The sequence below is a fragment of the Marinospirillum celere genome (assembly GCF_900112235.1).
Lineage (GTDB): Bacteria > Pseudomonadota > Gammaproteobacteria > Pseudomonadales > Halomonadaceae > Marinospirillum > Marinospirillum celere.
Map to the genome: position 1 here is coordinate 17225 of NZ_FOLH01000005.1, position 25731 is coordinate 42955.

The following is a 25731-nucleotide window of genomic DNA, read 5'->3' on the forward strand; positions in this document are numbered from 1 at the left end:
CCCAAAAAGGGTATTGGTTATGACAGACATCTTAAAAAACGAAGAGAGCTACAGCCTCAACATGCTGGATGCACTCTTCGCCTCAACAAAACAAAAGGTTCTCGCCTTATTTTTCTGTAATCCAGAAAAAAGCTTCTTACTGTCTGAGGTGATCGACAAGGCGCAAGCGGGGTCAGGTTCTGTCCAAAGGGAGGTTCAGCGCTTAAAAGCAAGCCAACTGATAATTCTTCACAAGCAAGACAGAGAGAAGCGTTACCAGGCGAACCCTGATGCCCCGATTTTTATGGAACTATGCAACCTGTTTGCAAAAACACTAGGAAGTAAGCAACAACTTATCCAGGCTCTTCAACCCCTGGACAAGCAAATCAAACTGGCGCTGATTTATGGATCTTTTGCAAAAGGAACGGATCATGCCAACAGTGATATTGATCTTTTGCTGGTTTCCGATAACCTCACTCTGGAAGATGTTTTTAAAGCCCTAGAGCCTGCAGAAAAAAAATTGGAAAGAACAGTCAACCCGACCCTCTACACAACACCTGAATTCCAGGCTCGCAAAGAAAAGCAACACCCTTTTTTAACAAAATTACTTAATGGACATTACGAACAGCTAAAAGGACACCCAGATGACATTTGAGCAATTTGCCAACCTAGTTCGTATCGGACAACTCAAGCAGGAAGCGCCCGATAAGATTGAGCTTCAGGGTCTTGTCCACTCCGGCAAAGTACGTCTCAGCGATGCCCACAACACCAGCCTCAATCCTGAAAGTCGCTTTGATCTGGCCTACAATGCTGCTCATTCATTGGCTCTGGCAGCTTTAAGAGCAAAAGGCTATCGTTCAGAAAACCGCTATCTTGTATTCCAATGCTTGCAGCACACGCTGGACTTACCTTCCCATCAATGGCGAGTCCTGGATACTGCGCACCGTAAACGCAACCTAGCCGAATATGAAGGCAGTGTTGAAGTTGACGATCAACTTCTGGACAGCTTGCTTAGGGTTGCAGATCAACTACTGGGACAAATGTCTGAGGTAGTAGCCAGCGAAACCAAGGGGTCTGGAAAATAATGCGACTGACACCAAGAGAGATTGAAGTCATCAAAGAGGCCGTGAAGGCCGTTTTTGGGCCGGATGCTCAAACTTTTCTGTTTGGCTCACGGGTGGATGATGCTGCCAGGGGTGGTGACATCGATCTGCTCGTCAAGGTGGATCATCCCCTTGAGCAGCCTGTCTGGGATGTTGCCGGTGTCAAAGCTAAAATCATTATGAAGCTGGGTGAAGAGCAAAAAATCGACCTGGTACTGGATGCACCCAATTTAACCCGAGCCCCTATTCATGATATCGCCCTGGAACAAGGAATTGCTCTATGACCCTGCCACCAGACACCCGTAAAAGACTTGAGTTTTTAACCCGAGTCGTTGCAAAAGAAGTTAAACACCTGGATTACGCGAGCCAGCAGGCCTTCAAAACACCCCTGACCCAGCAAAAGGTCGACAACCTTGAGCAGGACCCAGAACTGGCCCTCAAAATAGAAGCCTTCACCAGCCGCTTTTGCCGATTACAAGACACTCTGGGCGATAAACTTTTGCCAGCACTGCTGAAAGCACTGGGCGAGCCTGCACAAGCCTTGCTGATTAACCTGAATAAAGCTGAAAAATACGGTTGGCTGGACTCTGCGGAAACCTGGATGCAGCTTCGGCAGCTACGTAACCAGATGATTCATGAATACATTGAAGATACCAGTACGCTCTTGGCTGCACTGACCACAGCAGCCGAAAAGCAAAAGGAACTCAACCGCTTTGCAGACAACCTGACAACACAAACCAAAAGTCTACTGGAAGAATAGCTCGCGCAATTCGGCCACCAGGCTATCCAGCTCTTTCTCAGTGTAAGCGACTGCTTCGCCCTGCCCCCAAACCGGTCCTGGCCAGGTAGCATCGGTTTTGAAACGGGCGATCACATGCAAATGCAACTGAGGCACCAGATTGCCCAGAGTGGCTACATTCAACTTATCCGGCTGGCACCAGCTTTGTAAGCCCTTACTGACCAGGCGAACCTCTTCCCAGAGCTGCTGATAATCTTCAGGTTCCAAATCCGTGATTTCAACCAAATCAGGATGAGCAGGCACCAACAGCAACCAGGGATAGCGACTGTCATTGATCAGCCTTAGCTGGCACAGGCGCAACTGACCCACAAAAATAGAATCAGCTTCAAGGCGGGGGTGAAGGGTAAAAGGCATTGGCTTAGTATCCATTAGTAATCAAAGTCCATATTCATTTGTTCAGAGGTCTCTACTTTAACCTTACCGCTACCGCCTGTATCTGAGCTGTTTCCAGACTCATCGCTAGATTTAAAATCATTTACTCCAAAATCACCATTAAACCCACTGCCACCAGCTGATTCAAAACATCGACCACTATGCGCACCTGTCTGACAGGTTTCAACATTAACATTCATATTGATATGGGGAGTACCAGAAGGAGTATAAACACCAGAGTTTGGTGCAAGAATCCAACCTGATATACCGCCAGCGCCTGCTCCCGTTCGACCATCCATGTAAATTCCATTTTCGTCAGAGCCATTGCCACCTTTGCCACCTTTGCCACCTTTGCCACCTTTGCCACCTTTGCCACCTTTGCCACCGCCTTTTCCACTCCCCCCGGAATCAGTAGTACTTGATTTATTGCTTACAATAATGAGCTGCTTGCCCCTGAGACTCTCAGATAACTCAATATCCAGTCCACCCTCTAAAACCAAAAGATTTATTTTGCCAGAATCGAGAGTATCTGGATCTAACGTGCTTCCTCCAGCAAGCGTTTGAGGCGAAAAGACATTTAAATCCAGCTGATCAAAAAAGTCTTCTTCATAGAATTTAGCTAAGTCATCAGCTGTTAAGTCTTCAAAACCCATATTCTCATCAAGGTTAAAGAGGTCATTAATAGCTTGACTTACATCATCTTCAGTTGTCTGGATATCAATTCTACCCGTCATAAAGTGGCCCGGACTAGCATTGGGATCACCTGAATAAACGCGAGCGACAAAACGACAATGCTCTTGTCCATCCGTTTCCATAAAGGGTGTTATTTGAAAATCTTCATCATTAAGTACAAACCACCAGTAAACATCAGGTAACCCCTGTCTGCTGCTAAATAGACTTTCACTGTCTGAATAGCCGCTACCCCCCATAAGAACATTGAGACCTGATGATTGAACTTGATCTTCAATGCAGCTACAAAATGTCTCTGCATCCTCAGTAGCATCACTGCAAATCCCGTTTTCTCTACCAGCACTATCAATACGCCTACGCAGAGTCAGCAAGCCTGCTTCGGCCGCAGCTTGAAGAGTTGCTGTGGGCGCGCTGGACTGAGCGCTACGAGTTTCCTGACCAGTGCGTTCAGTACTGGTAATCACTACCACTCCCACAAAGAGCATCATTAATAAAGCCAGAGCAAGAACAAAACCACCCTGCTCTTTCTTTTTGTATCCGGTAGGCATTTTTGTTCTCTCCTCAGATTTTTATTCCTAGTGCAGGCTTTACCAGGCTGTTAGCAACCATTGTTCGCACATTCTCTTAGCCGACTGCGCAGGGTTGCTATAAACCTATGCTCTGGGTAGCTTTCCAACCTACGAAATTCACTGCTATCAAATGTCAGCATGAACTTAACTGCTATAACTTGGGCAGGGTCTACATCACTACAAGCGTCATAATCTGTATTTCTTTGCTCATCTTCATGACTGTAGGCCAAGCAGGTTAGATTAAAGCTACTGATACCATAAGCAATAACCTCTTCACCTTCCCAGCTTTGTTGAGTACCTTCCACTCTGCTCACTCGGCATGCCAGCTGATTAGTTCCAGCTGGCTGGTAGTAGGTTTCATAAAACTCAGCGTCAGGAGTTTGTCCATTACAACTTCGACGCTCATCATCACCTACACGCCTCACCGAAAATTGATTGGCATCCGTTGGTGCATTATCGTCTGGCTCATTTACTAATTCTTCAGCTGTTCTTAAGCTTCTACTAATAAGACTGGTTGTAAATCTTAAGGTTTCCTGAATTTGCTCATAGTCACGCGTCAAACTCTGGGTTTGGGTCATAGCCGAAAAGCTGGCCGCTATTCCCGTCATCATCAGCGCACCCAGGGCCAAAGCCACCAGCATTTCAATCAGAGTAAAGCCCTGCTGCAGATTTTTGGATTGCATCATGATTCGCAGCCACCCTCCCTATAATCAATCAGAAGGGTCTGGATAGTTGCAGAACGGGTTGGTTGAGGTGGCTGTATTTCCAGTTCAAACCGCCAGTAGCTTTCGCCATCCTCACCTTCAAAATCAGCTACTTGGGTTAGGGCCTCAATCCCCGAAACCCAGCCTCGTTGAGAAAGAGCATGGTCTGCTCGCCAGTCATCAAGCTGATCAACCAGAAAGCTTTCAACCTCAGAGTCCGTTTCCAAGCCGCTCAAGTAACAAAGATTTGCCCTTAGCCTTTCTTGCATATCCTGGGCATAGAGGCCAGACAGGCTAAGTTGATGGGCTCTAAATGCATCTTGCTGGGAGTAGGTTTGCATCAAAACCATACCTACTAGCCCAAAAGTGATCACAAAGCTAGCCACCAGTATTTCAATCAGGCTAAACCCTTGCTCTCGGCCTGTTGCTAGCTTCATAACTCACACCCACTTTGGTTGCTGCCTTCCTCACGAATCACTATTCGGCCATTAAAACAGACATCAATGGTTCGCGTTCTGGAATTAACAGTCACCACCAGGGAAACTGGTTCATTGCTATTATCTACAGCAGTACGATTACCCAGGCGCTCAAAAATCAGCCGGTTGTCAGGAGCGTTGTTCAAGCTAACTCTTGCTGGTGAAGTTAATTCAATCGGGTTGGTTCGCCCGGTCGCTAGCGAGCTACCTTCGGCAACAAACACAGCTAAAAATGGCTGGGAAGATCCAGAACAGCTTGTTGATTCTGCGCTGCTGACGGCACAAAGGCTGAAGTCTTGGCGTCGGCGAGTGGCCTCATTGCGTGCAAAGCTTAGAGCAGCATAGACCTCGTTAGTCGCTCCAATTAAACGACTACGATCCAGCATACCCTGCCCTGCGGGCAGGGCAATACCAAATACCACCCCTGCAATCAGCAAAACAATCAAGAGTTCAAGTAGGTTAAAACCCGACTGATATCTGAAAGTTTTTAGGGATGATGGTGGTTTGCCAAACATGGAAGGAGACCCCGCAGTAAGTGCCATCATTCTCTGATGGCCAGAGCACCACTTTATTCACATAAGGACACCATATCAAGCAATCACTTACACAGGTTATCGATAATCAGCGTCCAATACCCGGGTACCCCAGGCTTTGCCTTCTCGTTCTGCTACCTCAAAACAAACAGTCCTTCCCCGCATATCCTGTAAACGAAGCAATTCTTCGTGGGTCAAACTACTCGGAAGGTAGAGTACATGCCCTGAAACATCGACGCGCCATGGGCTAGGGTCTATTCCATTCAAAGTACCGCAATAACTTGTTTCAACACTCACGGCAGTAGCAAAATAGCTGGCCAGCATTAATATAAAAAAGAGTAAAGTCTTTATCATCTAATCTGCTCCCAATACAAGCGACCTGTTGGGCGGCCCTGGATTTCAATAACCTCCGGCTTTGCTGCGCAGTCCTCTTCTTCGCAGAAAATCCCTCGGAATAGAGCCTCACTGCCACCCTGCGAGATAATTGCGGGTGAGGCTTGCCCCTGGTCATGTCCCAATGCGCTCAAATTATCTAAATAATCGCCAAGGTCTACAGGGTTATCAGGATTAACAATAAATTTGGTATCCTGCAGGTTTGCACCTGTAAATCCTAAATATATCGACTATATTCACTCAAAATCACAAAATCAAGACAAACTGCAACAATTCAAGCCCAATTAAAAAAGATCATCAGGATCTATATCCAATGACCAGCGCACTTTGCGAGCTAGCGGCGTTGTTTCTAACCAGGGTAGTAGACGCTGGATAAAACGGTGCAAGGGCGCGCGCTTGTCAGCATGCAGCAGTAGCTGCATATGGTAGCGTCCCTGGCGTCTCTCCATGGGAGCAGGCACAGGACCTAAAAGACTCACCGCTTCGGGCTGTTCAGCCAGATAGTACTTTGCTTGTTCGTTCAAAGCCTGCATAAAGGCTTCCACGACTTCTTTTTGAGGGGCTTCAACACGCCAGATGGCAAGGTAAGCATAGGGCGGCCAATTGGTTTTCCGGCGCTCATCCAGCAGTTCTTTAGCAAGGGCTTCATAACCATCAACACAGAGTTTTTCCAGTCGGGGATCGTCGCTGTGGTGTGTTTGTATGACTACCTCACCCGGTTTTTCTGCACGACCAGCACGACCTGCAACCTGTATCAATAGCTGAGCCGTTCTTTCCATTGCACGTGGATCACTGGAATAAAGCCCGTGATCAGCATCTAGTACTGTAGCCAGAGTGACATCGGGAAAGTGGTGACCCTTGGCCAGCATCTGGGTGCCCAGCAGAATACCGGGTTTGGCATGGGCGATTTGATCCAGCTTACTCTGGAGTGCGCTTCTTCCCTTGGTGGTATCTCGATCAATTCGAATAATTGGAATCTCAGGAAAGCGCTCCTGCAAGGTCTCTTCGGCCCTTTCGGTGCCGGAGCCCAGAGGGAGAAGCTCGGTATGTCCACACTGGGGACAGGCCGAAGGCAGAGGTTGTTGGGTATCACAGTGGTGACAATGCAATTTGGCAGGTTCACGGTGCCAAGTCATGCGCGCATCACAGTTTAAACAGCCAGCAATCCAGCCGCATTCAGTACACATGAGGACTGGAGCAAAGCCACGGCGGTTAAGCAGTACCAATACCTGATTGCCTGCTTTTAGATGCTTTTCGATTAGTTTTAATAGAGGTTGGGAAAAGCCACCTTCGAGTTTGCGGCTACGAATATCCAACAGTTTGGGCTGAGGAAGTTCAATATGAGCTTCCGGACGTTGACGCAAATGATGCAGTTGGTAGTCACCAGAAAAAGCATGAGCCAGGCTTTCCAGAGAAGGGGTTGCAGACCCCAAAACCACAGGTACGCCTGCCCGCTTTGCGCGTAATACAGCCAAATCCCGGGCTTGGTAGCGTACCGAGTCCTGCTGTTTAAAAGAGGCGTCATGTTCTTCATCAATGACCAACAGGCCCAGCCTGGGTAGAGGTGTGAAGATAGCTGACCGGGTTCCCAAAACAATATCCGCTTTACCCTCCATGGCTGAACGCCAGGCATTCAAGCGTTCACGATCTGTCATTCCTGAATGCAGGGCAGCAACCCGACGATTAAAGCGCTTTTGGAAGCGCCCCAGAGTTTGGGGTGTGAGGCCTATTTCCGGAATCAACACCAGCACCTGCTGACCTCTTTCCAATACTTGTTGAATCAGCTGGAGATAGACTTCGGTTTTACCACTCCCTGTCACACCCAACAGTAAGTGAGGCTGAAAACGACCCAAACTGGCAATCAACTTCTGAACAACCTCATCCTGCTCACTGGTTAATTTAAGAGGCACTTCGGCAAGCACTTCCCTGGGTCGTGGCGCAGCGACATCTAGCAACGGCAGGCCAACACCCTGGTTACTTCGACCCAGGGTAAAGCTTTCAATCAAGCCTTTTTCTTCCAAGGCCTTTAACTGAGGTAAATTAAAGCCCGCACCCAGAATATCCTTTTGCTGGGGGGCCCCAGAATGACGTTTTAGGTATTCAAGCAGGGCTTTTTGTCGGGGTGCTTTGGCCAATTCTCTGGTATCCAACCCCTGCCCTTGGACAGTTAATTGCCAACGCGGCTGTTGAGGAGGGTGCAAAGCTTGCCCTTGACGTAAGAGGGCGGGTAACGCTATTTGAACGACCTCACCTAAGGGTTGATGATAATAATTAGCGACCCAAATCAAGAAATCCAGATGCTCGGCATCAAATAAAGGTTCTTGATCCAAATAATCCCTGGCTGCTTTGAGCTTGCTAACAGGCACACTTGAGTCTTCTGTAAAGCCCACAAGAAGACCTACTAACTGTCTGTTTCCAAAGGGAACCTGAACCCGCACACCAGGCTGGGGCAAATGCTGCCCTTTGGCAGGCAGATAATCAAAGAGTCTTGGTAAAGGCGTGGGCAAAGCCAGCCGCAATAGTGGCATGTGTTTTTGCTCGGAATTGATTGGCTCGGTTAAAAGGCTCTGCTAGAATACGCCACCTAAAATTCCATTTACACCCTGTGCGGTGCCTGGCAAAAGATCAGGTGGCGGCGCAGCAGCTGATAGAGGCTCAACATGAAAGAAGGTATTCATCCAGATTACAAATACGTCAAGGCAACTTGCTCCTGTGGCGCCACCTATACTATAGGCACTACCCACGGTTCAGACTTCGAGTTGGATGTATGCTCTAACTGCCACCCTTTCTACACAGGCAAGCAAAAGCAGGCTGCAACAGGTGGTCGTGTTGAGCGTTTCGCCAAGCGTTTTGGTAAGCGTAAAGTTAGCTAAATCTACCATAGATTCAGTTAATCAAAAGCCAGGCTTCTCGCCTGGCTTTTTTTATGCTTTTGATGGTGTTGCGGTCTAAGGTCGCAGTATTAGTGTGTTGACCGCAAAACTCCGGTTTTTTGGAACGGCTGGCTGGCTAGGTGCTTGTGGCTTTTGCTGATTTTATATATGCTGATTAGACCTTAGTTCGAAGCCCAAGCTCAGCGCAAGCCACAAGCAAGCTGACCTTCGGGCCTTACCTTCATTTGTAAACAAAAACCAATTCTGCCCACATAGCGAAAACTAAAAATGTCTGAAGATCAAAAACAAGCAGCCCTGGATTACCATGCTTTTCCAATCCCAGGCAAACTGAGTGTTGAACTGACCAAGCCTACGGCAACTGCAAAAGATTTGGCACTGGCCTATAGCCCCGGTGTTGCTGAGCCAGTGCGTGAAATCGCCAAAGACCCAGAGCTGGCCTACAAATACACTGCCAAGGGCAATCTGGTTGCCGTTATCTCTGATGGTAGCGCTATTCTTGGCCTGGGTAACCTTGGCCCTCTGGCCTCCAAACCCGTTATGGAAGGCAAGGGTGTACTCTTCAAGTGCTTTGCCGGCATTAACTCGGTCGATGTTGAAGTCAATGCCGAAAGCCCCCAAGCCTTTATCGATACTGTTGCCCGCATTGCGGACACCTATGGCGGCATCAACCTGGAAGATATTAAGGCCCCTGAGTGCTTTGAAATTGAGCGCACTTTGATCGAGCAGTGCAGCATTCCTGTATTCCACGACGATCAACATGGTACAGCGATCGTGACTGCTGCTGGCATGATCAATGCACTGGAGCTTGCCGATAAAAAAATTGAAAATGCCAAGATTGTCTGCCTAGGTGCCGGTGCTGCAGCTATTGCCTGCATGAAGCTGCTGGTTGCTTGCGGCATGAAGCGCGAAAACATTTTCATGCTGGATCGTAAAGGTGTAATCCATACCGGTCGTGAAGACCTGAACCAGTATAAAGCCATGTTTGCCAACGAGACCGATAAGCGCACTCTGGATGATGCCATTGATGGTGCTGATGTGTTCGTAGGTCTTTCTGGCCCTGATCTGCTCAGTAGCGAGCAATTGGCCAAAATGGCAGCCAACCCCATCGTGTTCGCTTGCTCCAACCCTGATCCAGAAATCAAGCCAGAAATTGCCAAGGCAACGCGCGATGATGTCATCATGGCGACAGGTCGCTCTGACTACCCCAACCAGGTCAATAATGTACTGGGTTTCCCCTTCATTTTCCGTGGCGCCTTAGATGTTCGCGCTACCGCAATCAATGAAGAAATGAAGGTTGCTGCAGTCAATGCACTCAAAGACCTGGCGAAGGAACCAGTCACTCAGGAAGTGCTGAATGCCTATGAACTAGATAGCCTGGAGTTTGGTCCTGAGTATATTATTCCCAAGCCCATGGACTCCCGCCTATTGGCAGTCGTTTCGGGTGCAGTTGCTCAAGCAGCAGTTGATTCAGGTGTAGCTCGTCAGCCTTTCCCGGCTCACTACCCGCTGAAGAGCATCAAAGATGTATACGGCAACTAGTAACGACTAGCAGCCAACATAAAAAAAGCCAGGCAAATGCCTGGCTTTTTTTATAGTCATCACAAAAAGCTAGAAGAGGGCCTCGGGTGCAACAGGCGCTGCAGCATCACCACTTCCGGAGCGGCCATTCGAAGAACCGCCGCCTGATGAAGAGCTACTAGGCAGTGCATCAGGCACTCGCTCACGGTAAAAGAGCTCAAAAATAGCAGTGGCCTGATCAGGTCGAGCTCTAAGGCCGGTTTCAGGATCTATACGCACTGTTACCAAGCCACCCGGTCTATCCAGAGTCCTTTCAGGCTGACCCTCAAGAGCAACACGCATAAAATTGATCCACATAGGTAACGCCAGATTGGCACCATACTCACCCGTCGTTCCGGGTTGATCAAAACCAGCCCAGACAGTAGCGACCATGTCGCGATTAAAACCGGAGAACCAGGCATCATGTAACTCATTGGTTGTTCCGGTTTTACCGCGAATATCACTCCTATCCAGCGCCAAGGCTCTGCGCCCTGTGCCCTCGTCAATAACATCACGCAGAATCGAATGCATCGAGTAGATAGCCCTTTCATCGACATTACGCTGAGCCAGGGGATATTCAACACCTGAAAGTCTTATGCTTTCCTGGTCTGCATCGCAGTTACGACAGATACGCGGATGAACTGCCTGATAAAGGAGTTCGCCGTCATTATCAGTAACATGAGTGACCAAATGACCTTCAATACCATAACCACCATTGGCGAGAATGGCATAAGCCTGGTTCATATCAAAAGGTGTCACATTCGCACTACCTAATGACAAGGATAGATCCCGTGGCATGAGGCTGGCATCAAAACCAAACTGGGAAACATAGTTAACCGCCCGGCTGATACCCACATAGTTGAGTACCCGTATTGAAATCAGGTTACGCGAACGATATAGACCTTCACGCAAACGCGTTGGGCCATAGAAGGTTCCACTGGAATTCTGAGGACGCCAAACATCTTCCAAAGCCTCATCTTCAAAAACAACAGGTGCATCATTAATTATGGTCGCGGGGGTATAGCCTCGCTCCAAGGCAGCCAGGTACACAAAGGGTTTAAATACCGATCCAGCCTGACGTGCAGCCTGCTGAGCCCGATTAAAACGGCTTTGCTGGAAGTCAAAACCACCGACCATGGCCGTCACCTTACCGGAATCTGTCTCCATAGCGACCAGGGCTGCTTCCAGCTGAGGCAGTTGAGCCAGAAGCCAAGGCATTTCAGCTGAGTTGTTGGGTCGCAAACGGATCAAATCACCTTCAGAAGCCAGGCGATCTCCAGGCAAGGGGTTACGGTCCTTCCAGAAAGGGGAGTGATAGCGTCCGGCCCAAGAAAAGGCCTCTGCTGGTAACTCAACCACCTGACCACCGCGGCGCAGAACACGTAAACGATCTGCTTCTGCCGCCATAACGATAGCTGGCTGCAAGCCACCATAAACAGGAGTTAGGTCCAGTTCACGCAACCAATTACTATAATCCACACCCCATTCTTCTTTAAGTCGCTCAGCACGGGGGTCCGTTAAAGCTTGTTGAACCTGCTCCATACCCCCGGCCTGAGTTGCCTCCAGTTCGGCAAGCGCATCAGTTTCCAGGTACTCTTCTTCCAAAGAAAGTGGAATACCGCTACGCTCAACACCTCGCCAGCCCCGACGCTGATCGTAATCCAAAATACCCTGATTGATCGAACGGTTGGCTGCTTCCTGTTGCTTGGCATTGATCGAGGTGTAAACATTTAAACCACGGGTATAGGCCTGATCACCAAACTTATCCAGGGTAAAAATACGCGCTGACTCAGCGACATAGGGTGCATTCACTTCACGGTGAGGGGGATGGTGACGTGCTGTAACCGGGGCACGTAATGCCTGCTCGAAGCTAACATCATCAATCTTATCCAGCGCGTACATTCTGGACAGAATCCAATTACGACGAATCAGAGCACGACGCGGGTTCGCCAGCGGGTTATAAGCAGAGGGCGCTTTGGGTAACCCGGCAATCATGGCAATTTGTGGCAAGCTGAGTTCATGCAGCGGCTTGCCATAGTAAACTTCAGATGCAGCAACTATTCCGTAGGCTCTATGTCCAAGATAAATCTTATTAACATACAATTCCATGATCTCCTGCTTAGTCAGCATTTGCTCCATACGCAGTGACAGGAGAATTTCACGGATTTTTCGGGCGAAGGTACGGTCGCGCGTCAACAAATAGTTACGTGCAACCTGCATAGTAATCGTAGAGCCCCCGGATTGAATTTGCCCTGTATCCAATAATTGCACAGCAGCCCGAGCCAAACCGCGAACATCCACACCCGGATGATCATAATAGTCGGCATCTTCAGCAGCCAGCAAGGCATCAAGGTAGCGGCGAGGGATATCTTCATAATTGATGCGGGTCCGACGATGTTCACCAAACTCACCTATCAAAAGGCCTTCAGATGAGTAAATCCGCATCGGCATTTCCAGCCTTTCGCTGAGCAGGACTTCTACATCCTGCAACTGCGCCACTTCATCATGGAGTCCAGGCCAGTAATAGAGCACCACTGCGAATGCCCAAACGCCACCCAGACAAGCACCTGCCACTCCCAGCAAGAACAGGTTCCTGATGATTTTTTTCAAAAGTTGCATCGTGTACCCTCAAGCCCCTCAACTGCCATGCATTTTAAATATTTGCACAACCCATTACAATCTGATACAAAAGCTCTTAAAGCTAGGCTGAAATATTTCTTTTAACCAGACAAACTGGAAGGACACCCCAGCCAGCCACCTGCAAAATGCCAAGGATCCAGTTTATCATGCTCAGGATGCCTGAACTTCCATTTTTACGCCCCAAAAAGCAACCCTTGATTGGCGTAGATATTACAGCTTCAGCAGTCAAACTACTCGAAATCCACCCGCAAGGGAGTCGTCTACAAGTTGCCAGCTATGGCGTAGCGCCCTTGGAAAGTGGTGCCGTTAGTGATCGCAGAATCAAAGATTATAAGTCGGTTGCCCGCAGCATTAAACGGGTAATTGATCGCACTCAGCCAACCACACTAAGAACAGCCGTGGCGGTGCCTGCTGCTGCAGTGATTAGCCGCACCTTAAGTTTGCCTCGTGATCTTGACGACGAAGAAATGGAAGCACAAGTGTTGCTGGAAGCCGACCAGCACATTCCCTATGCGTTAAATGAAGTTGCCATTGATTTTCAGCGCCTTCCACCACTTAATCCTGATGATGACACCCAACCAGTGCTTTTGGTTGCCTGCCGCAAAGAAACAACTGAACAACTGGACCAGGTACTAGAAGAAGCGGGTTTAAAGCCGGTTGTCATTGATGTGGAAAACTTGGCCATTGAAAGAGCCATCCGCCTAATTCTTGATCAACTTAATGAACACCAAGCAGAAGAAGGCCAGATCGTTGCTGTTGCAGATATCGGGGCCACTACAACTACCCTAAACGTGCTCAATGATGGCGAAATTATTTACAGCCGTGATCAGATGTTTGGTGGCAAACAGCTCACTGATGAAATACAACGTCATTATGGCCTCTCACGTGAAGAGGCTGGCTTCGCCAAGAAAAAAGGCAACCTTCCTTCAGACTACTTTACTGAAATTTTGGAGCCTTTTAAAACAGCTACGATTCATCAGATTGAACGCCAACTCCAGCTGTTTTATTCCTCATCCAACTACCATGATATCGACTACCTTATTCTCGCTGGCGGCTCTTCTGTAATAGAGGGACTACCAGATATGGCCAGACATCAGCTAGGGGCAACTACATTGGTAGCCAACCCTTTTGCCAAAATGTTGCTCAGTGACAAGGTAAATGCCCAAGCTTTAGCTCAAGATGCACCTGCAATGATGATTGCCTGTGGGCTGGCAATGAGGATGGAATCATGAGCGATGGCATTAACTTAAGGCCCTGGCGGGAAGAACGTCGCCAGTTTAAACAAACTCAGTTTGTTTACTTAGCTGTCGCTACTTTGCTACTTGGTTTGTTGTTAAGTGCTTTCTGGTGGTGGAGTGGCAACCAGTCGATTCATGCCGTTCAAGAAGAAAATCAGCAAATCAGGGAGCAGTTATCTCTTCTGGATGCAGAAATCAGGGAAGTAACTGAGCTGCGTACCAAGCGCGAACAGCTTTTACAAAGAATTGAAGTCATACAAAGCCTACAGCAGGAAAGACCGGTAACTATTGACCTTTTGGATCAGCTAACCGGCAGTCTGACCGATGGCATCTATCTCACGGATGTGCGAAGACAAAGTAACCAGATTACCATTCAGGGCCATGCCACCCCCTCGCAAGCCCTTTCTGACTGGATGCGCAAGCTTTCCAAGCAGCAGCGCTTTAGGGAACCTGTTTTAAGAAGTGTCACTTCAGATGAAAGCATCGGTGCAAGCCGCTTTGATCTACTCTTACCTCTAGCGGAGGATAGATAGTGAAAAGAATTCATCTTCCCACCCAGGATTTCAAACACTGGCTTGTAGGACAATGGCGGGCCATCAAACGCCTGGAAAAAGATGATCTGGATTTGCAACGCGCAGGCCAGTGGCCCTATTTAATCAAAGGGTGTGCTCTTCTGTGCCTGTTAATTGGCGTTATCTTTGTCAGCAACTGGCTGCTGCTTGCCACTGTAAGGGAAGACCTGCAAAGCTATCAAAACGAACAGCAGCAACTTTTTGAACGCTATCAGACGCGTGCGTTTCAAGCAGCTAACCTGACAGCTTATCAACAGCAGATGCGAGTCATGGAGGCCACCTTTGCCGACCTCTTGTCAAAGCTACCGATTGAAAGAGAAATCCCCCGTTTAATCGAAGACATTCAAGATCAAGCCGATCGCCAGCGCCTTGAAGTACAGGCACTCAACCTGCGTAGCGAACAAAATCGGGACTTTTATACCGAGCTGCCTTTTGAAATTCGTGTCCGGGGTGACTTTCATCGCCTGGCCAGCTTTATGGCAGGAATTAGCAGCCTGGACCGTATTATAACCCTTCATGACTTCACCATGACCCCAGAAAAAAGGGGCCAACCAACGCAGGTCAACCTTCTCCTTCAAGCACGAACTTATCGCTATGACGAGAGTATTCAACCTCCCTCTAGCAGGAGGCAAGGGCGATGATCCAACCAAACAAACTTCTGCGTCTGGCCATCCTTTGTCTTAGCTTCTGGCTGCTAAGTGGTTGCAGCGATCAACCCAGAACAGAGGAAATCGCAGAAAAGCTTCAGGAATTCAAGGAAAGGCCCAGAGGACGCATTGATCCTCTTCCTGAGTTTCCTGAGCCTGTGATTGCCCGCTATACCCGTAGCAATCAACGTGATCCCTTTACACCCGACCGCCAACTCTTGCCTCAACTGCCTTCGCCTGCCGATTCTGCGCGGGCACCTGATCCTGATCGCCAACGCTCACCACTGGAAAAATGGAATCTGAGCGAACTGGCACTGAGGGGCATTATGCAAAAAGGTGACCAGATACGCGGACTTGTCCTGACCCCGGACAGGCAGTTGGTAACAGTCAGGGTAGGCGATTATATCGGTCGGGACCATGGCCGGATTACGGCAATTAATGCCAAGAGCATCCAGTTGGTCGAACTCATTCATGACAATCAAGGCGGTTGGCAAGAGCGCGACCAAGAGCTGACACTATCCAGGTAAAATGGCAATAACCATGACACGATTTGCAACTCAACTTAATCGCACTTGTATTTGGCTGGCATTAATTGGCTTTCTCTGCATGAGTATTAGTACGGCCAAAGCTCAAGAGCAGCAGCTAATTGATCTGGATTTCCAGCGAACTCCCAAGGATCAAGCACGGCTCCTTCTGGAATTTGCCGTACCACCCCAGTTACCCGAAAGCAGCGAGAGTCATATCGGTTTATCACTCAATTTTGCTAACACCCAAATTGCAGAAGAAATACGCAACCTTTATGACACCAATGACTTCAACACCCTGGTTAGCAGTTTAAGCCTGGACCAGGAAGGTCGGGACGCTTTGGTTAGTATCGAAGTGGATACCAGTTTTAGCTACACTCTGCATCAGCAAGATAACTGGTTAATCGTAGATATCTCGCCACGCAGCCAAACCGCCTCGGATACAGGCCGCACCAGCCCCAGGCGCATCCAATACACTGGCGAACCCATGACCCTGAGCTACCAGAACATTCCGGTTCGTGAACTTTTAAAAGAAATGGCCAGTTTTCTGGATCTTAATTTGATTGCCGGGGAAAACGTGCGGGGCAACATCACTTTGGAACTGAATGAAGTTCCGTCCGATCAAGCCCTAGACCTGATTTTAACTACCAAAAACCTGGCCAGCCGCCAGGTCGGCAATGTACTTTTAGTTGCTCCTTCAGAAGAGCTGGTCGCCCTGCAACAACAGCAGGCCGAAGCCCGTAAATCCGACCTGGCCGTTGAACCCCTGGTGGATGAGTTCATTCGGGTTCATTTTGCCAATGCTGAAGACCTGCGTACCTTTATCCTGGGCGACCAACAAGCCTCTAACGTTCAGCAACCCGCTTCCATAGCTTCAGGGCTCTTTGGTGGAGAGCTGATGCAAGAACCCACTACAACTAACGACCGACGCTTTCTATCCGATCGCGGACACCTAATGGTCGACAGGCGTACCAATCAGGTTTATGTCCGGGATACCGCCGAGTATGTCGAACGCATCCGCACCATCATTGAAACCCTGGATGTTCCTGTCGATCAGGTCATGATTGAAGCGCGAATTGTTGTTGCTCGAACTGGCGTCAGTGATGAACTAGGAGTCACCTGGGGTGCCAGCCGCACTTCAGGAGGAAGTGCTAGTGGTTTTGCAACTGAGCGGGGGCGCATAGGGCCTGGCAACCGAACTGAATTTGAAAGCACAGGTTCCGGGCGTCGTGGAGGTTCACTGGATTTCAATCCACAAACCGGGCTGGGCATAGGCTTCGTCAATAATAACTTTTTGTTGGATTTGGAGTTGGCTGCACTGGAAACTGAAAACCGCAGTGAGATTATTTCTCAACCGAAAGTTATCACTTCTGACCGAGTTCAGGCCACTATCCGTTCCGGCGAACAAATTCCTTATCGCAAAGTAGAAGATGGTACAGTTTCGGTTGAATTCCAAAATGCCGAACTGGTCTTGGAAGTTCTGCCACAAATTACCAGTGATGGCCGCATTCTGATGAAGCTGCAAGTCAACAATGACTCCAAGGGCGAAGAAACCGCTGACGGCTTCACAATCAATAGTAATTCCATCAACACCCAGGTACTTGCTAACAACGGTGAAACCATCGTTATCGGTGGGATTTTTACCTCACAAACACTGGAGTCCGTTGCCAAAACACCTATATTGGGAGATCTTCCTTTGTTGGGCTGGCTATTCCGGCGTTCCTTTCAAAGTCAGGAGAAGGTAGAATTGCTCGTATTCATTACACCTAGAATGCTGAGCAACAGCCTGACAGCAACAGGGCAGTAAACGTCAGCTCAGCCAGCTAAACCTTGGTTAGGAGTTATTTTCAGGATGCAGAGTGAAGACACCTGCACAACCAACATCATTCTTGTCGGCCCCATGGGAGCTGGCAAGAGTACGCTTGGACGCCTGCTGGCTCGTGCGCTGAAAAGGCCCTTTTATGACTCTGACCAAGTCATCGAAGATCGTTGCGGCGCTGCCATCCCCTGGATCTTTGATCTTGAAGGTGAAGAAGGCTTCCGAAACCGTGAAAGCCAAATTCTGGCAGAGCTGACACAACTTCAAGGAATCGTCCTAGCCACTGGTGGTGGAGCAGTACTGCGCTCGGAAAATCGAGCACGTCTCATGGAAGGCGGCCTGGTGATCTTCTTACGTACAACAGTAGAACAACAGCTTGCCCGCACACGTAAGAGCACCAATCGCCCCCTATTACAAACCGCCAACCCTCGCCAGCGTCTGGAAGAAATGCGTTTGCAACGCGATCCCCTCTACGAAGAAACAGCCCACCTGACGATCAATACTGATCAGCGCCCTCCGCGCCAGGTGGTCATGGATATCAAAAAACAACTTCTTGATCACTTGGATAACAGAGATACCCATGCAAAGTCTGCAACTTGATCTGGGTGACCGTAGTTACGCCATCCACATCGGCTCAAAACTGATCAGCCGGGGCGACCTCATCACCCCCTTGCTTGAAGGCAAACAGATATTAATCGTGACCAACACCACGGTTGGCCCTATTTACCTGGAAACCCTCAAGGCAGGCCTACTCGAAAGCCGTGCAGATCTAGAAATCGAAATCTGCATCCTGCCTGATGGTGAGGCCTATAAAGACATTGCCCATCTGGAAAAAATCTGGAACCGACTCCTCGAAGCTGGCTTTAATCGCAAAGCAACTCTGCTGGCGCTGGGTGGTGGTGTCATTGGCGATATGAGCGGCTTTGCAGCTGCTTGCTACCAACGTGGCGTTAACTTTATTCAGCTGCCGACCACCCTACTCTCTCAAGTTGATTCTTCAGTCGGTGGAAAAACCGGTGTCAATCACCCTTTGGGTAAAAATATGCTGGGAGCCTTCTGGCAACCCCGCCTGGTTCTGGCAGATACCAGCAGCCTGCAAACACTACCCAAACGCGAACTTGCTGCCGGTATGGCTGAAGTCATCAAATATGGTCTACTTGGTGACAGCGAATTACTGCTGTGGCTGGAAACCCATATTCAAGGTCTGATGCAGGGGGATGAGCAGCTGCTGACCGAAGCCATTGCTCGCTCCTGCCAGTGTAAAGCAACGATTGTCGCTGAAGATGAGCGCGAAGCAGGGCAACGTGCTCTTCTCAATCTCGGCCATACCTTTGGCCATGCCATAGAAACCGAAATGGGTTATGGTCAATGGCTGCACGGCGAAGCTGTTGCTGCAGGCATGTGGCTGGCTGCCGATTTATCGCGACGTCTGGGATGGCTGGAAGCCAGTGATTGCGAAAGGGTAGAAAAGCTCTTGAAAGCGGCCCAACTACCGGTTCGGCCACCCAAAGAAATGACGGTTGACCAGTTTCTTAAGCATATGGCCGTCGACAAAAAAAATATTGATGGACAACTACGCCTGGTACTTCTTGAACACCTGGGCAAGGCCAAGCTGCACAGCTTGACCGAACTGGAAGAACTGAAAGCTTGTCTTAACTCTGCGCTTGGTAAAGCTTAACTAGCAGTTGCTTACAAAAGGCTACCTGCTGATGACCAGCAAGCGTTACAGTAACAGCTCTGATATGATTTAATTTTTATTTTTGCATCCCAACTAGTCTAGGGAGTCGCTGGCATGCCATCCAGGGAACCGTCACTCAGCAATTCGGATACTTCTAGCTCCGCTGAAGTAGTGCAATTGCTGGAAAACATCAACGATCAAGCGGTTTTTTATCCAGGCCGCCAACATGGCAAGCATCTTGACCTGCTGCTCCATTTGAGCCGCTACAGCAACCTATTGCTAACCATTACAGGTCCTACAGGAAGTGGTAAAACACATCTTAAAAACAAATTGAGAGAGCAGCTGGATTCAGGGGTTACTGCTGTCAATCTGGATGCAAGCAAGGTTGGCAAAGCACCCAAGCTGCTCTCAGCCCTTGAGTCAGCCCTGCGCCTGGAAATACCACCACGCGCTGACAACCGCCAATACCTGGAAGAAATCCGTAACCACACGCAACTACTCACTGAAGATGGTGGTAGCTGTCTGCTGCTGATTGATAATGCTGAAGAGCTGGACCAGGGCGCACTGGATCTACTTTTGGAGCTGGCAACCACCAGCAATGATAGCCGCCGTCCCCACCTGGCCCTATTTGGCCGCGATGAGCTGCTAAAAAGGCTTCATGATCGTGATAACCAGGCGCGCTTTGAATCCGTGGGCCACCATCTACCTCTGGAAGCCTTTGGCGAAGTAGAAGCCCGCGGTTACCTTGAGCATCGTTGCAGAAGTGTGGGGCTTGAGCATTTACCGCTAAACGACAACCAGTTCCGAAGAGTTTACAAGGCAGCTCATGGCTGGCCAGGGCTCTTGAATAAAGCCCTGCTCAAGGAACTTAATGAATCTGGCCCCGCTGAAGACACTCTAGCAGAAGTGGCGAAGCCAGCTAAAAAAACCGCCGCACCCAAAAAGCAAAAGACACGCAAAACACCCCTCTGGCCAATTTTTGGCGCTGCAGTTCTAATTGCGGGTCTAGTGGTGGGCTTTCTTTATTATGGTGACCTAAGCGATGACACCAGTGTTTCACCCACCGCTACAGGGTTGATTTCCAGGTCCCAGCAAATTCGCCAAGATTCTTGGGAAGGCCCCTTGGGTGAAAGCAGCCAAGTTATTGAAGAACTGGAAAGGCGCGTTGAAGACCTGCCCCCACTGGAGGAAGAAGTTGCTGAAGACCTCAGCACCGCAGAACCTCTGCCCGAAGAAGCCGCTGAAGCAGACACCCCTGATGCCACACCTCCAGTTGAAACAGGCGATCAACCGATCGATAGTCCTGATGACGCACCACCAGAAATGGCTGAGCTGGACGAACCCGTGTTTGATCCTCAACCGCTTCAGCAGCCTGAACCTGCCATAGAAGAAGAAACAGCTGAGCAGGAAACCGAGGGTTTCACTGACAGTGGCCACCGCAGAGAAGCCTGGCTGATCGACCGCCCGCCCAATAATTTCAGCCTCCAACTACTAGCCAGCTCAGAGGAGGCCACTGTACGCAACTTTATCGAGAATCAGGATAACCCGGAAAACTTTGCTTATTACCAGCGCGATCATGCTGGCAGCCCCTGGGTTGTGGTTTATGGTGACTTTTCCAACCGAGCCCAAGCCGAAGCAGCCCGAGAAGACTTACCTGCAAGCCTGCAAAATCTTCAACCTTGGTTGAGGCGCTTCAACAGTATCCAAGGCGACTTAAATAATCGCTAACAGGCTCCTGTCTTAACAAAAAAGCCGCCTAATCAATGGCGGCTTTTTTGTGGGCTAGCAAGTGCACCAATCGAAAGCAAAAGCTGTCCGGCGCACCAAGCCTATTCTCAAGACCCAGACTAAAAACCATAAAGAATAAATATTTTAAAATAAATTCCAAAAAAGAATCAATCAACAAAAAAACCAGCCTTTTCGACCATTTTTCGTTTGTTCCCTATCCCTGCCTGCGTGTAATATCCACTGCATACCAAAATAACCGGCATACCCCTTGCCGATTTTGCATAACGCGAGAGTCCAGACCATGAACGCACCTCTCCAGAATCCATCAGCAACTGCACCCAAGCAGAGCAAAAATCCAGGCCTTCACCAAAAGGGTGAATTTAAGGATAACTGTGGCTTTGGCCTGATTGCCCAGATGCACGGCGAAGCCAGCCATGACCTGCTGAAAACTGCGATTGAATCTCTGACCTGCATGACCCATCGGGGTGGCATTGCCTCGGATGGCAAAACCGGTGATGGCTGTGGCCTGCTGATTAAAAAACCCGACTCCTTTTTGCGCACTCTGGCTCAGGAACACTTTGGTCAGGACATGAATGAGCGCTATGCCGTAGGCAAGGTGTTTCTGCCACAGGATGCAGCCCGCGCCCAAAAGGGTCGCCAGGCGCTAGAGCAGCAGATTCATGCTCAGGGGCTGGAAGTTGTCGGCTGGCGGGTTGTCCCTACCGACCCTTCAGTCTGTGGCGAAATTGCCCTGGCCTGTATGCCGCAGTTCGAGCAGCTTTTCGTCAATGCACCTGAAGGCATGGAAGAAAAGGAACTGGGCGTTAAGCTGTTTATGGCTCGTCGCCGTGCGGAAATGGTGATGAAGGGCGAGGAGGACTTTTATGTCGCCTCCCTGTCCAGCAAGGTGCTCTCCTACAAGGGCCTGACCCTACCAGTGGATCTGCCTAACTTCTACAAGGATTTAAGTGACGAACGTCTGGAAACCGCTATCTGTGTGTTTCACCAGCGCTTTTCCACCAATACCGACCCCAAGTGGCCGCTGGCCCAACCCTTTCGATACCTGGCTCACAATGGCGAAATCAACACCATCGAAGCCAACCGGAATTGGGCCAATGCACGCAAGAAGAACTTTAAAAACGACTGGCTACCCGATATCGACACCCTGGACCAGATCGTCAACACCCAAGGTTCTGACTCCTCCAGTATGGACAATATGCTGGAAGTCCTGCTGACCGGTGATATGAATCTCTTCCGCGCGGTACGCAAAATGATTCCCCCGGCCTGGCAGAATGTTCAGACCATGGACGGCGACCTGCGCGCCTTCTATGAATACAACTCCATGCATATGGAAGCCTGGGATGGTCCGGCGGGCCTGGTGATGACCGATGGCCGCTATGCCCTATGCATGCTGGATCGCAACGGCCTACGGCCGGCCCGTTTTGTAATCACTAAAAATGGTTATATCACCCTGGCTTCAGAAATTGGCGTTTGGAACTACAAACCCGAAGAGGTACTCCAGAAAAGCCGTGTCGGCCCAGGCCAGATCCTGGCCGTAGATACTCTGACCGGTGATATCCTCCACACCAAGGATGTCGACGACAAACTTAAAGCTGCCAACCCCTACAAGCAGTGGCTACGCGAGCAGTCCACCTATTTGGAGTCCACCCTGACCGAAACTGGGCCGCGCTTTGAAGCTTTGGAGCGTCAGGAACTAGCCACCTACATGAAGATGTTCAATATCAGCCTGGAAGAGCGCAACTCTGTGCTGCTTCCGCTGGCTGATTCGGGTCAAGAGGCTGTGGGCTCCATGGGTGATGACACCCCCATGGCGGTGCTGTCGAAAAAAGTGCGCCATGTCGCTGACTTCTTCCGTCAGAAGTTTGCTCAGGTCACTAATCCACCCATCGATCCACTGCGGGAATCCATCGTCATGTCGCTGGAGACCATTATCGGTCGCGAGATGAATGTCTTTGAAGAAAAGCCCGAGTATGCCAACCGCATTATTCTGACCACACCGGTTCTTTCTCCGCGCAAATTCAAATCCCTGGTGGAAGACCCGCGCCCCGGTTTTGAAGAGCATTTCATTCAGCTGCAGTTCAACTCTGCTGAAGAAGGTTTGAAGCAGGCATTGGAGCGTATTTGCCAGGAGGCTGAAAATGCTGTGCGTGCCGAGAAGGTGCTGCTGGTGCTCTCGGATCGCAACCTGGAAAAAGGCAAGATTCCGATCAATGCAGTCATGGCCACTGGTGCGGTGCATCACCGCCTAATGGCCAAGGGCCTGCGCTGTGATGCCAACCTGATTATCGATACCGGCTGGGCACGTGATTCCCACCATATGGCGGTACTCTTTGGTTTTGGTGCCACTGCCATCAACCCCTGGTTGAGCTACCAGGTGATTGCTGACCTGCACCGCAGCGGTGAACTCCAGGGCGACCCTGGCGAAACCCGCCGTGCCTATCGCAAAGGCATTCAAAAAGGCTTGATGAAAATCCTGTCAAAAATGGGGATTTCCACCCTGCCGTCTTATCGTGGCTCCCAGCTGTTTGAGGCTGTGGGTCTGGATGAAGAGGTGGTGGACCTCTGCTTCAAGGGTGTTGCCAGTCGCCTTCAGGGTGCTGGTTTTGCCGATCTGCAAATGGATCAGGAACTGCTGGCCGAAAACGCCTGGCGTAAATCAGGCCGAGTCACTCAGGGTGGCCTGCTGAAGTATATTCATGGTGGTGAATACCATGCCTATAATCCAGATGTGGTCACCAGCATGCAGGAAGCCGTACAAACCGGTAGTTATGAGGCCTGGAAACGCTTTGCACGGCTGGTCAATGAACGCCCTGCTGCCACCCTGAGGGATCTACTCAAGCTGAAAAAAGCCGAGCAGCCGCTCTCCCTGGATGAAGTGGAAAGCGTCGAAGAGCTGCTGCCCCGTTTTGACTCGGCTGGCATGTCGCTGGGTGCCCTATCCCCTGAAGCCCATGAAGCCCTGGCTCAGGCCATGAATGAAATGGGGGCCCGTTCCAACTCAGGTGAAGGGGGTGAAGACCCCGCCCGTTACGGCACCAGCAAGTCGTCCAAAATCAAGCAGATCGCTTCAGGGCGTTTTGGCGTGACACCCGGTTACCTCGTCAATGCTGAAGTTTTGCAAATCAAGGTTGCCCAAGGGGCCAAACCGGGTGAAGGCGGGCAGCTGCCCGGTGGCAAGGTCAATGCGCTGATTGCCCGGTTGCGCCATTCGGTGCCCGGTGTCACCTTGATTTCACCGCCACCCCACCACGATATCTATTCCATTGAAGATCTGGCCCAGCTGATTTTCGACCTCAAACAGGTCAACCCCAAAGCCCAGGTTTCAGTGAAACTGGTCTCGGAACCCGGCATCGGCACCATCGCTACTGGGGTCGCCAAGGCCTATGCCGATCTAATCACCGTCTCCGGTTATGACGGCGGCACCGCGGCTTCTCCACTGACCTCCATCAAGTACGCTGGCTCACCCTGGGAGTTGGGTCTGGTTGAAGTGCAGCAAGCGCTGCGCATCAATCACCTCAGAGACAAAATCCGCCTGCAAACAGATGGTGGCCTGAAAACCGGTCTGGATGTGGTCAAGGCGGCGATTCTGGGTGCTGAAAGCTTTGGCTTTGGCACCGCGCCCATGGTCGCTTTGGGCTGTAAATACCTGCGAATTTGTCACCTCAACAACTGCGCTACCGGGGTAGCCACCCAGGATGAAAAACTGCGTGAAGAACACTTCCGCGGCACTGTGGAAATGGTCAAAAACTATTTCCGCTTTATTGCCGAAGAGGTTAGGGGAATTCTCGCCGAACTGGGTGTGAAAAAACTCACCGATCTGATTGGTCGTGTGGATCTACTGGAAGTTCTGGAGGGTGAAACCGAGCGTCAAGGCAAGCTGGACTTCAGCCGCCTGCTGGGTAACGATGCCGTGCCTGCTGATGCACCGCAATTCTGCCAGATCACCCACAATGATCCCTTTGATAAGGGTGAGTTGGCCGAGCGAATGGTGGCTGAACTGCAAGAGGCCTTGGATAACAAGACCGGTGGCGAGTTTAGCTTCACTCTGACCAATTGCGACCGTTCCATCGGTGCACGAATTTCCGGTGAAATTGCCAGTCGCTATGGCGATGAAGGTCTGGCTGATGCGCCCATCCAGTTGCAGCTTAAAGGCGTGGCCGGGCAAAGCTTTGGGGTCTGGAACGCCAAAGGCTTGAATATGTATCTGGAAGGGGATGCCAATGACTATGTCGGCAAGGGCATGAACGGCGGCAAGCTGGTGTTGGTGCCCCCTGCTGGCAGCAGTTTTGCCAGTCACAAAACTTCGATTATGGGCAATACCTGCCTTTACGGCGCTACAGGTGGTCACCTCTATGCCGCTGGAAGGGCTGGGGAGCGCTTTGCGGTCCGCAATTCCGGTGCCCTGGCCATTGTTGAAGGCGCAGGCGACCACTGCTGTGAGTATATGACCGGCGGCCTGGTCTGTGTGCTCGGTGATACCGGCTATAACTTTGGTGCCGGCATGACCGGTGGTTTTGCCTATGTGCTGGATCTGGAACGCACCTTCGTCGACAAGTACAACCACGAACTGGTCGACCTCCACCGCATTAACACCGAACAAATGGAAGTTTACCGTAACCATCTACGCAGTCTGGTCCAGGCTTTCGTTGAAGAAACCAACTCGGCCTGGGGGCGCAAAATTCTGCAGGAATTCTCTGACTTCATTCGTCACTTCTGGCTGGTCAAGCCCAAAGCGGCCAGTGTCAGTGACCTGCTGAAAACCACACGTCAAAGCGCCCAGTAACCGTCAGGATAA

General features: G+C 50.1%; 22 protein-coding genes. 15 read left to right on the forward strand and 7 right to left on the reverse strand.

Annotated elements, in window-relative coordinates:
* The first annotated feature begins 19 nt into the window (after positions 1 to 19).
* From BM185_RS11780 to BM185_RS11795, 4 genes are read left to right on the forward strand one after another with little or no spacing between them, the layout of a single operon-like run.
* Complete coding sequence (locus BM185_RS11780; protein ID WP_091963985.1) at positions 20 to 634, forward strand: nucleotidyltransferase domain-containing protein; 615 nt, start codon at positions 20 to 22, stop codon at positions 632 to 634.
* Positions 624 to 1064 carry a hypothetical protein gene (locus tag BM185_RS11785; RefSeq protein ID WP_091963989.1) on the forward strand — a complete coding sequence of 147 codons (441 nt, stop codon included), beginning with the start codon at positions 624 to 626 and terminating at the stop codon, positions 1062 to 1064. Before BM185_RS11780 ends, BM185_RS11785 begins: the two co-directional genes overlap by 11 nt.
* Positions 1064 to 1366, forward strand: coding sequence for a nucleotidyltransferase domain-containing protein (locus BM185_RS11790; protein WP_091963992.1), 303 nt, complete (start codon positions 1064 to 1066; stop codon positions 1364 to 1366). The genes BM185_RS11785 and BM185_RS11790 overlap by 1 nt, the downstream gene beginning before the upstream one ends.
* On the forward strand, positions 1363 to 1842 hold the full coding sequence (locus BM185_RS11795) for a hypothetical protein (protein WP_091963994.1): 480 nt from the start codon (positions 1363 to 1365) through the stop codon (positions 1840 to 1842). Before BM185_RS11790 ends, BM185_RS11795 begins: the two co-directional genes overlap by 4 nt.
* On the opposite strand, the gene BM185_RS11800 is transcribed toward BM185_RS11795, so the two are convergent.
* The 6 genes from BM185_RS11800 to BM185_RS11825 all read right to left on the reverse strand — a co-directional run bounded on the left by BM185_RS11800 (position 1828) and on the right by BM185_RS11825 (position 8146).
* Positions 1828 to 2235 carry an HIT domain-containing protein gene (locus tag BM185_RS11800; protein ID WP_091963997.1) on the reverse strand — a complete coding sequence of 136 codons (408 nt, stop codon included), beginning with the start codon at positions 2233 to 2235 and terminating at the stop codon, positions 1828 to 1830. The genes BM185_RS11795 and BM185_RS11800 overlap by 15 nt on opposite strands.
* A gap of 14 nt (positions 2236 to 2249) precedes the next feature.
* Positions 2250 to 3491 carry a hypothetical protein gene (locus BM185_RS14695; protein WP_091963999.1) on the reverse strand — a complete coding sequence of 414 codons (1242 nt, stop codon included), beginning with the start codon at positions 3489 to 3491 and terminating at the stop codon, positions 2250 to 2252.
* A 50-nt stretch (positions 3492 to 3541) separates the two neighbouring features.
* On the reverse strand, positions 3542 to 4198 hold the full coding sequence (locus BM185_RS11810; RefSeq protein WP_091964002.1) for a PilW family protein: 657 nt from the start codon (positions 4196 to 4198) through the stop codon (positions 3542 to 3544).
* The gene (locus tag BM185_RS11815) at positions 4195 to 4653 is read right to left on the reverse strand and encodes a type IV pilus modification PilV family protein (protein ID WP_091964005.1); all 459 of its coding nucleotides are present in this window, start codon (positions 4651 to 4653) and stop codon (positions 4195 to 4197) included. The genes BM185_RS11810 and BM185_RS11815 overlap by 4 nt, the downstream gene beginning before the upstream one ends.
* A complete protein-coding gene (locus BM185_RS11820) occupies positions 4650 to 5237 on the reverse strand; it encodes a GspH/FimT family pseudopilin (protein WP_091964007.1) in 588 nt (195 codons plus the stop codon). The genes BM185_RS11815 and BM185_RS11820 overlap by 4 nt, the downstream gene beginning before the upstream one ends.
* 665 nt (positions 5238 to 5902) lie before the next feature.
* Positions 5903 to 8146 (reverse strand): primosomal protein N', encoded by a 2244-nt coding sequence (locus BM185_RS11825; protein ID WP_091964010.1) that lies wholly within the window; start codon positions 8144 to 8146, stop codon positions 5903 to 5905.
* A gap of 132 nt (positions 8147 to 8278) precedes the next feature.
* Here BM185_RS11825 and rpmE point away from each other — a divergent pair, with 132 nt between their 5' ends.
* Both rpmE and BM185_RS11835 read left to right on the forward strand, forming a co-directional pair.
* Positions 8279 to 8491, forward strand: a complete 213-nt coding sequence (rpmE, locus tag BM185_RS11830) for a 50S ribosomal protein L31 (protein WP_091964013.1) — start codon at positions 8279 to 8281, stop codon at positions 8489 to 8491.
* Positions 8492 to 8779: 288 nt separating this feature from the next.
* A complete protein-coding gene (locus tag BM185_RS11835; protein WP_091964016.1) occupies positions 8780 to 10051 on the forward strand; it encodes a malic enzyme-like NAD(P)-binding protein in 1272 nt (423 codons plus the stop codon).
* 69 nt (positions 10052 to 10120) lie between these two features.
* Here the strand turns inward: BM185_RS11835 and BM185_RS11840 are convergent, their stop codons facing one another.
* Positions 10121 to 12688, reverse strand: a complete 2568-nt coding sequence (locus BM185_RS11840; RefSeq protein ID WP_091964019.1) for a penicillin-binding protein 1A — start codon at positions 12686 to 12688, stop codon at positions 10121 to 10123.
* A 167-nt stretch (positions 12689 to 12855) separates the two neighbouring features.
* On the opposite strand from BM185_RS11840, the gene pilM reads away from it, so the two are divergent.
* The 9 genes from pilM (at position 12856) to gltB (ending at position 25719) form a co-directional block, all read left to right on the forward strand.
* Positions 12856 to 13941: a type IV pilus assembly protein PilM gene (gene pilM, locus BM185_RS11845; RefSeq protein WP_245751757.1), complete on the forward strand. Its 1086-nt coding sequence runs from the start codon at positions 12856 to 12858 to the stop codon at positions 13939 to 13941.
* Positions 13938 to 14480 (forward strand): PilN domain-containing protein, encoded by a 543-nt coding sequence (locus BM185_RS11850; protein WP_091964022.1) that lies wholly within the window; start codon positions 13938 to 13940, stop codon positions 14478 to 14480. Before pilM ends, BM185_RS11850 begins: the two co-directional genes overlap by 4 nt.
* Complete coding sequence (locus BM185_RS11855; RefSeq protein WP_177203547.1) at positions 14480 to 15160, forward strand: type IV pilus inner membrane component PilO; 681 nt, start codon at positions 14480 to 14482, stop codon at positions 15158 to 15160. Before BM185_RS11850 ends, BM185_RS11855 begins: the two co-directional genes overlap by 1 nt.
* Complete coding sequence (locus BM185_RS11860) at positions 15157 to 15693, forward strand: pilus assembly protein PilP (protein ID WP_091964029.1); 537 nt, start codon at positions 15157 to 15159, stop codon at positions 15691 to 15693. Before BM185_RS11855 ends, BM185_RS11860 begins: the two co-directional genes overlap by 4 nt.
* Before the next feature lie 13 nt (positions 15694 to 15706).
* Entirely contained in the window at positions 15707 to 17497 is a 1791-nt protein-coding gene (locus BM185_RS11865; RefSeq protein ID WP_177203548.1) for a type IV pilus secretin PilQ, read from the forward strand.
* A 45-nt stretch (positions 17498 to 17542) separates the two neighbouring features.
* Positions 17543 to 18109, forward strand: coding sequence for a shikimate kinase AroK (aroK, locus tag BM185_RS11870; RefSeq protein ID WP_091964035.1), 567 nt, complete (start codon positions 17543 to 17545; stop codon positions 18107 to 18109).
* On the forward strand, positions 18090 to 19187 hold the full coding sequence (aroB, locus tag BM185_RS11875; RefSeq protein WP_091964038.1) for a 3-dehydroquinate synthase: 1098 nt from the start codon (positions 18090 to 18092) through the stop codon (positions 19185 to 19187). Before aroK ends, aroB begins: the two co-directional genes overlap by 20 nt.
* 114 nt (positions 19188 to 19301) lie before the next feature.
* Positions 19302 to 20915 carry an AAA family ATPase gene (locus BM185_RS11880; protein ID WP_091964041.1) on the forward strand — a complete coding sequence of 538 codons (1614 nt, stop codon included), beginning with the start codon at positions 19302 to 19304 and terminating at the stop codon, positions 20913 to 20915.
* A 301-nt stretch (positions 20916 to 21216) separates the two neighbouring features.
* The gene (gene gltB / locus BM185_RS11885) at positions 21217 to 25719 is read left to right on the forward strand and encodes a glutamate synthase large subunit (RefSeq protein WP_091964044.1); all 4503 of its coding nucleotides are present in this window, start codon (positions 21217 to 21219) and stop codon (positions 25717 to 25719) included.
* Positions 25720 to 25731 lie beyond the last annotated feature (12 nt).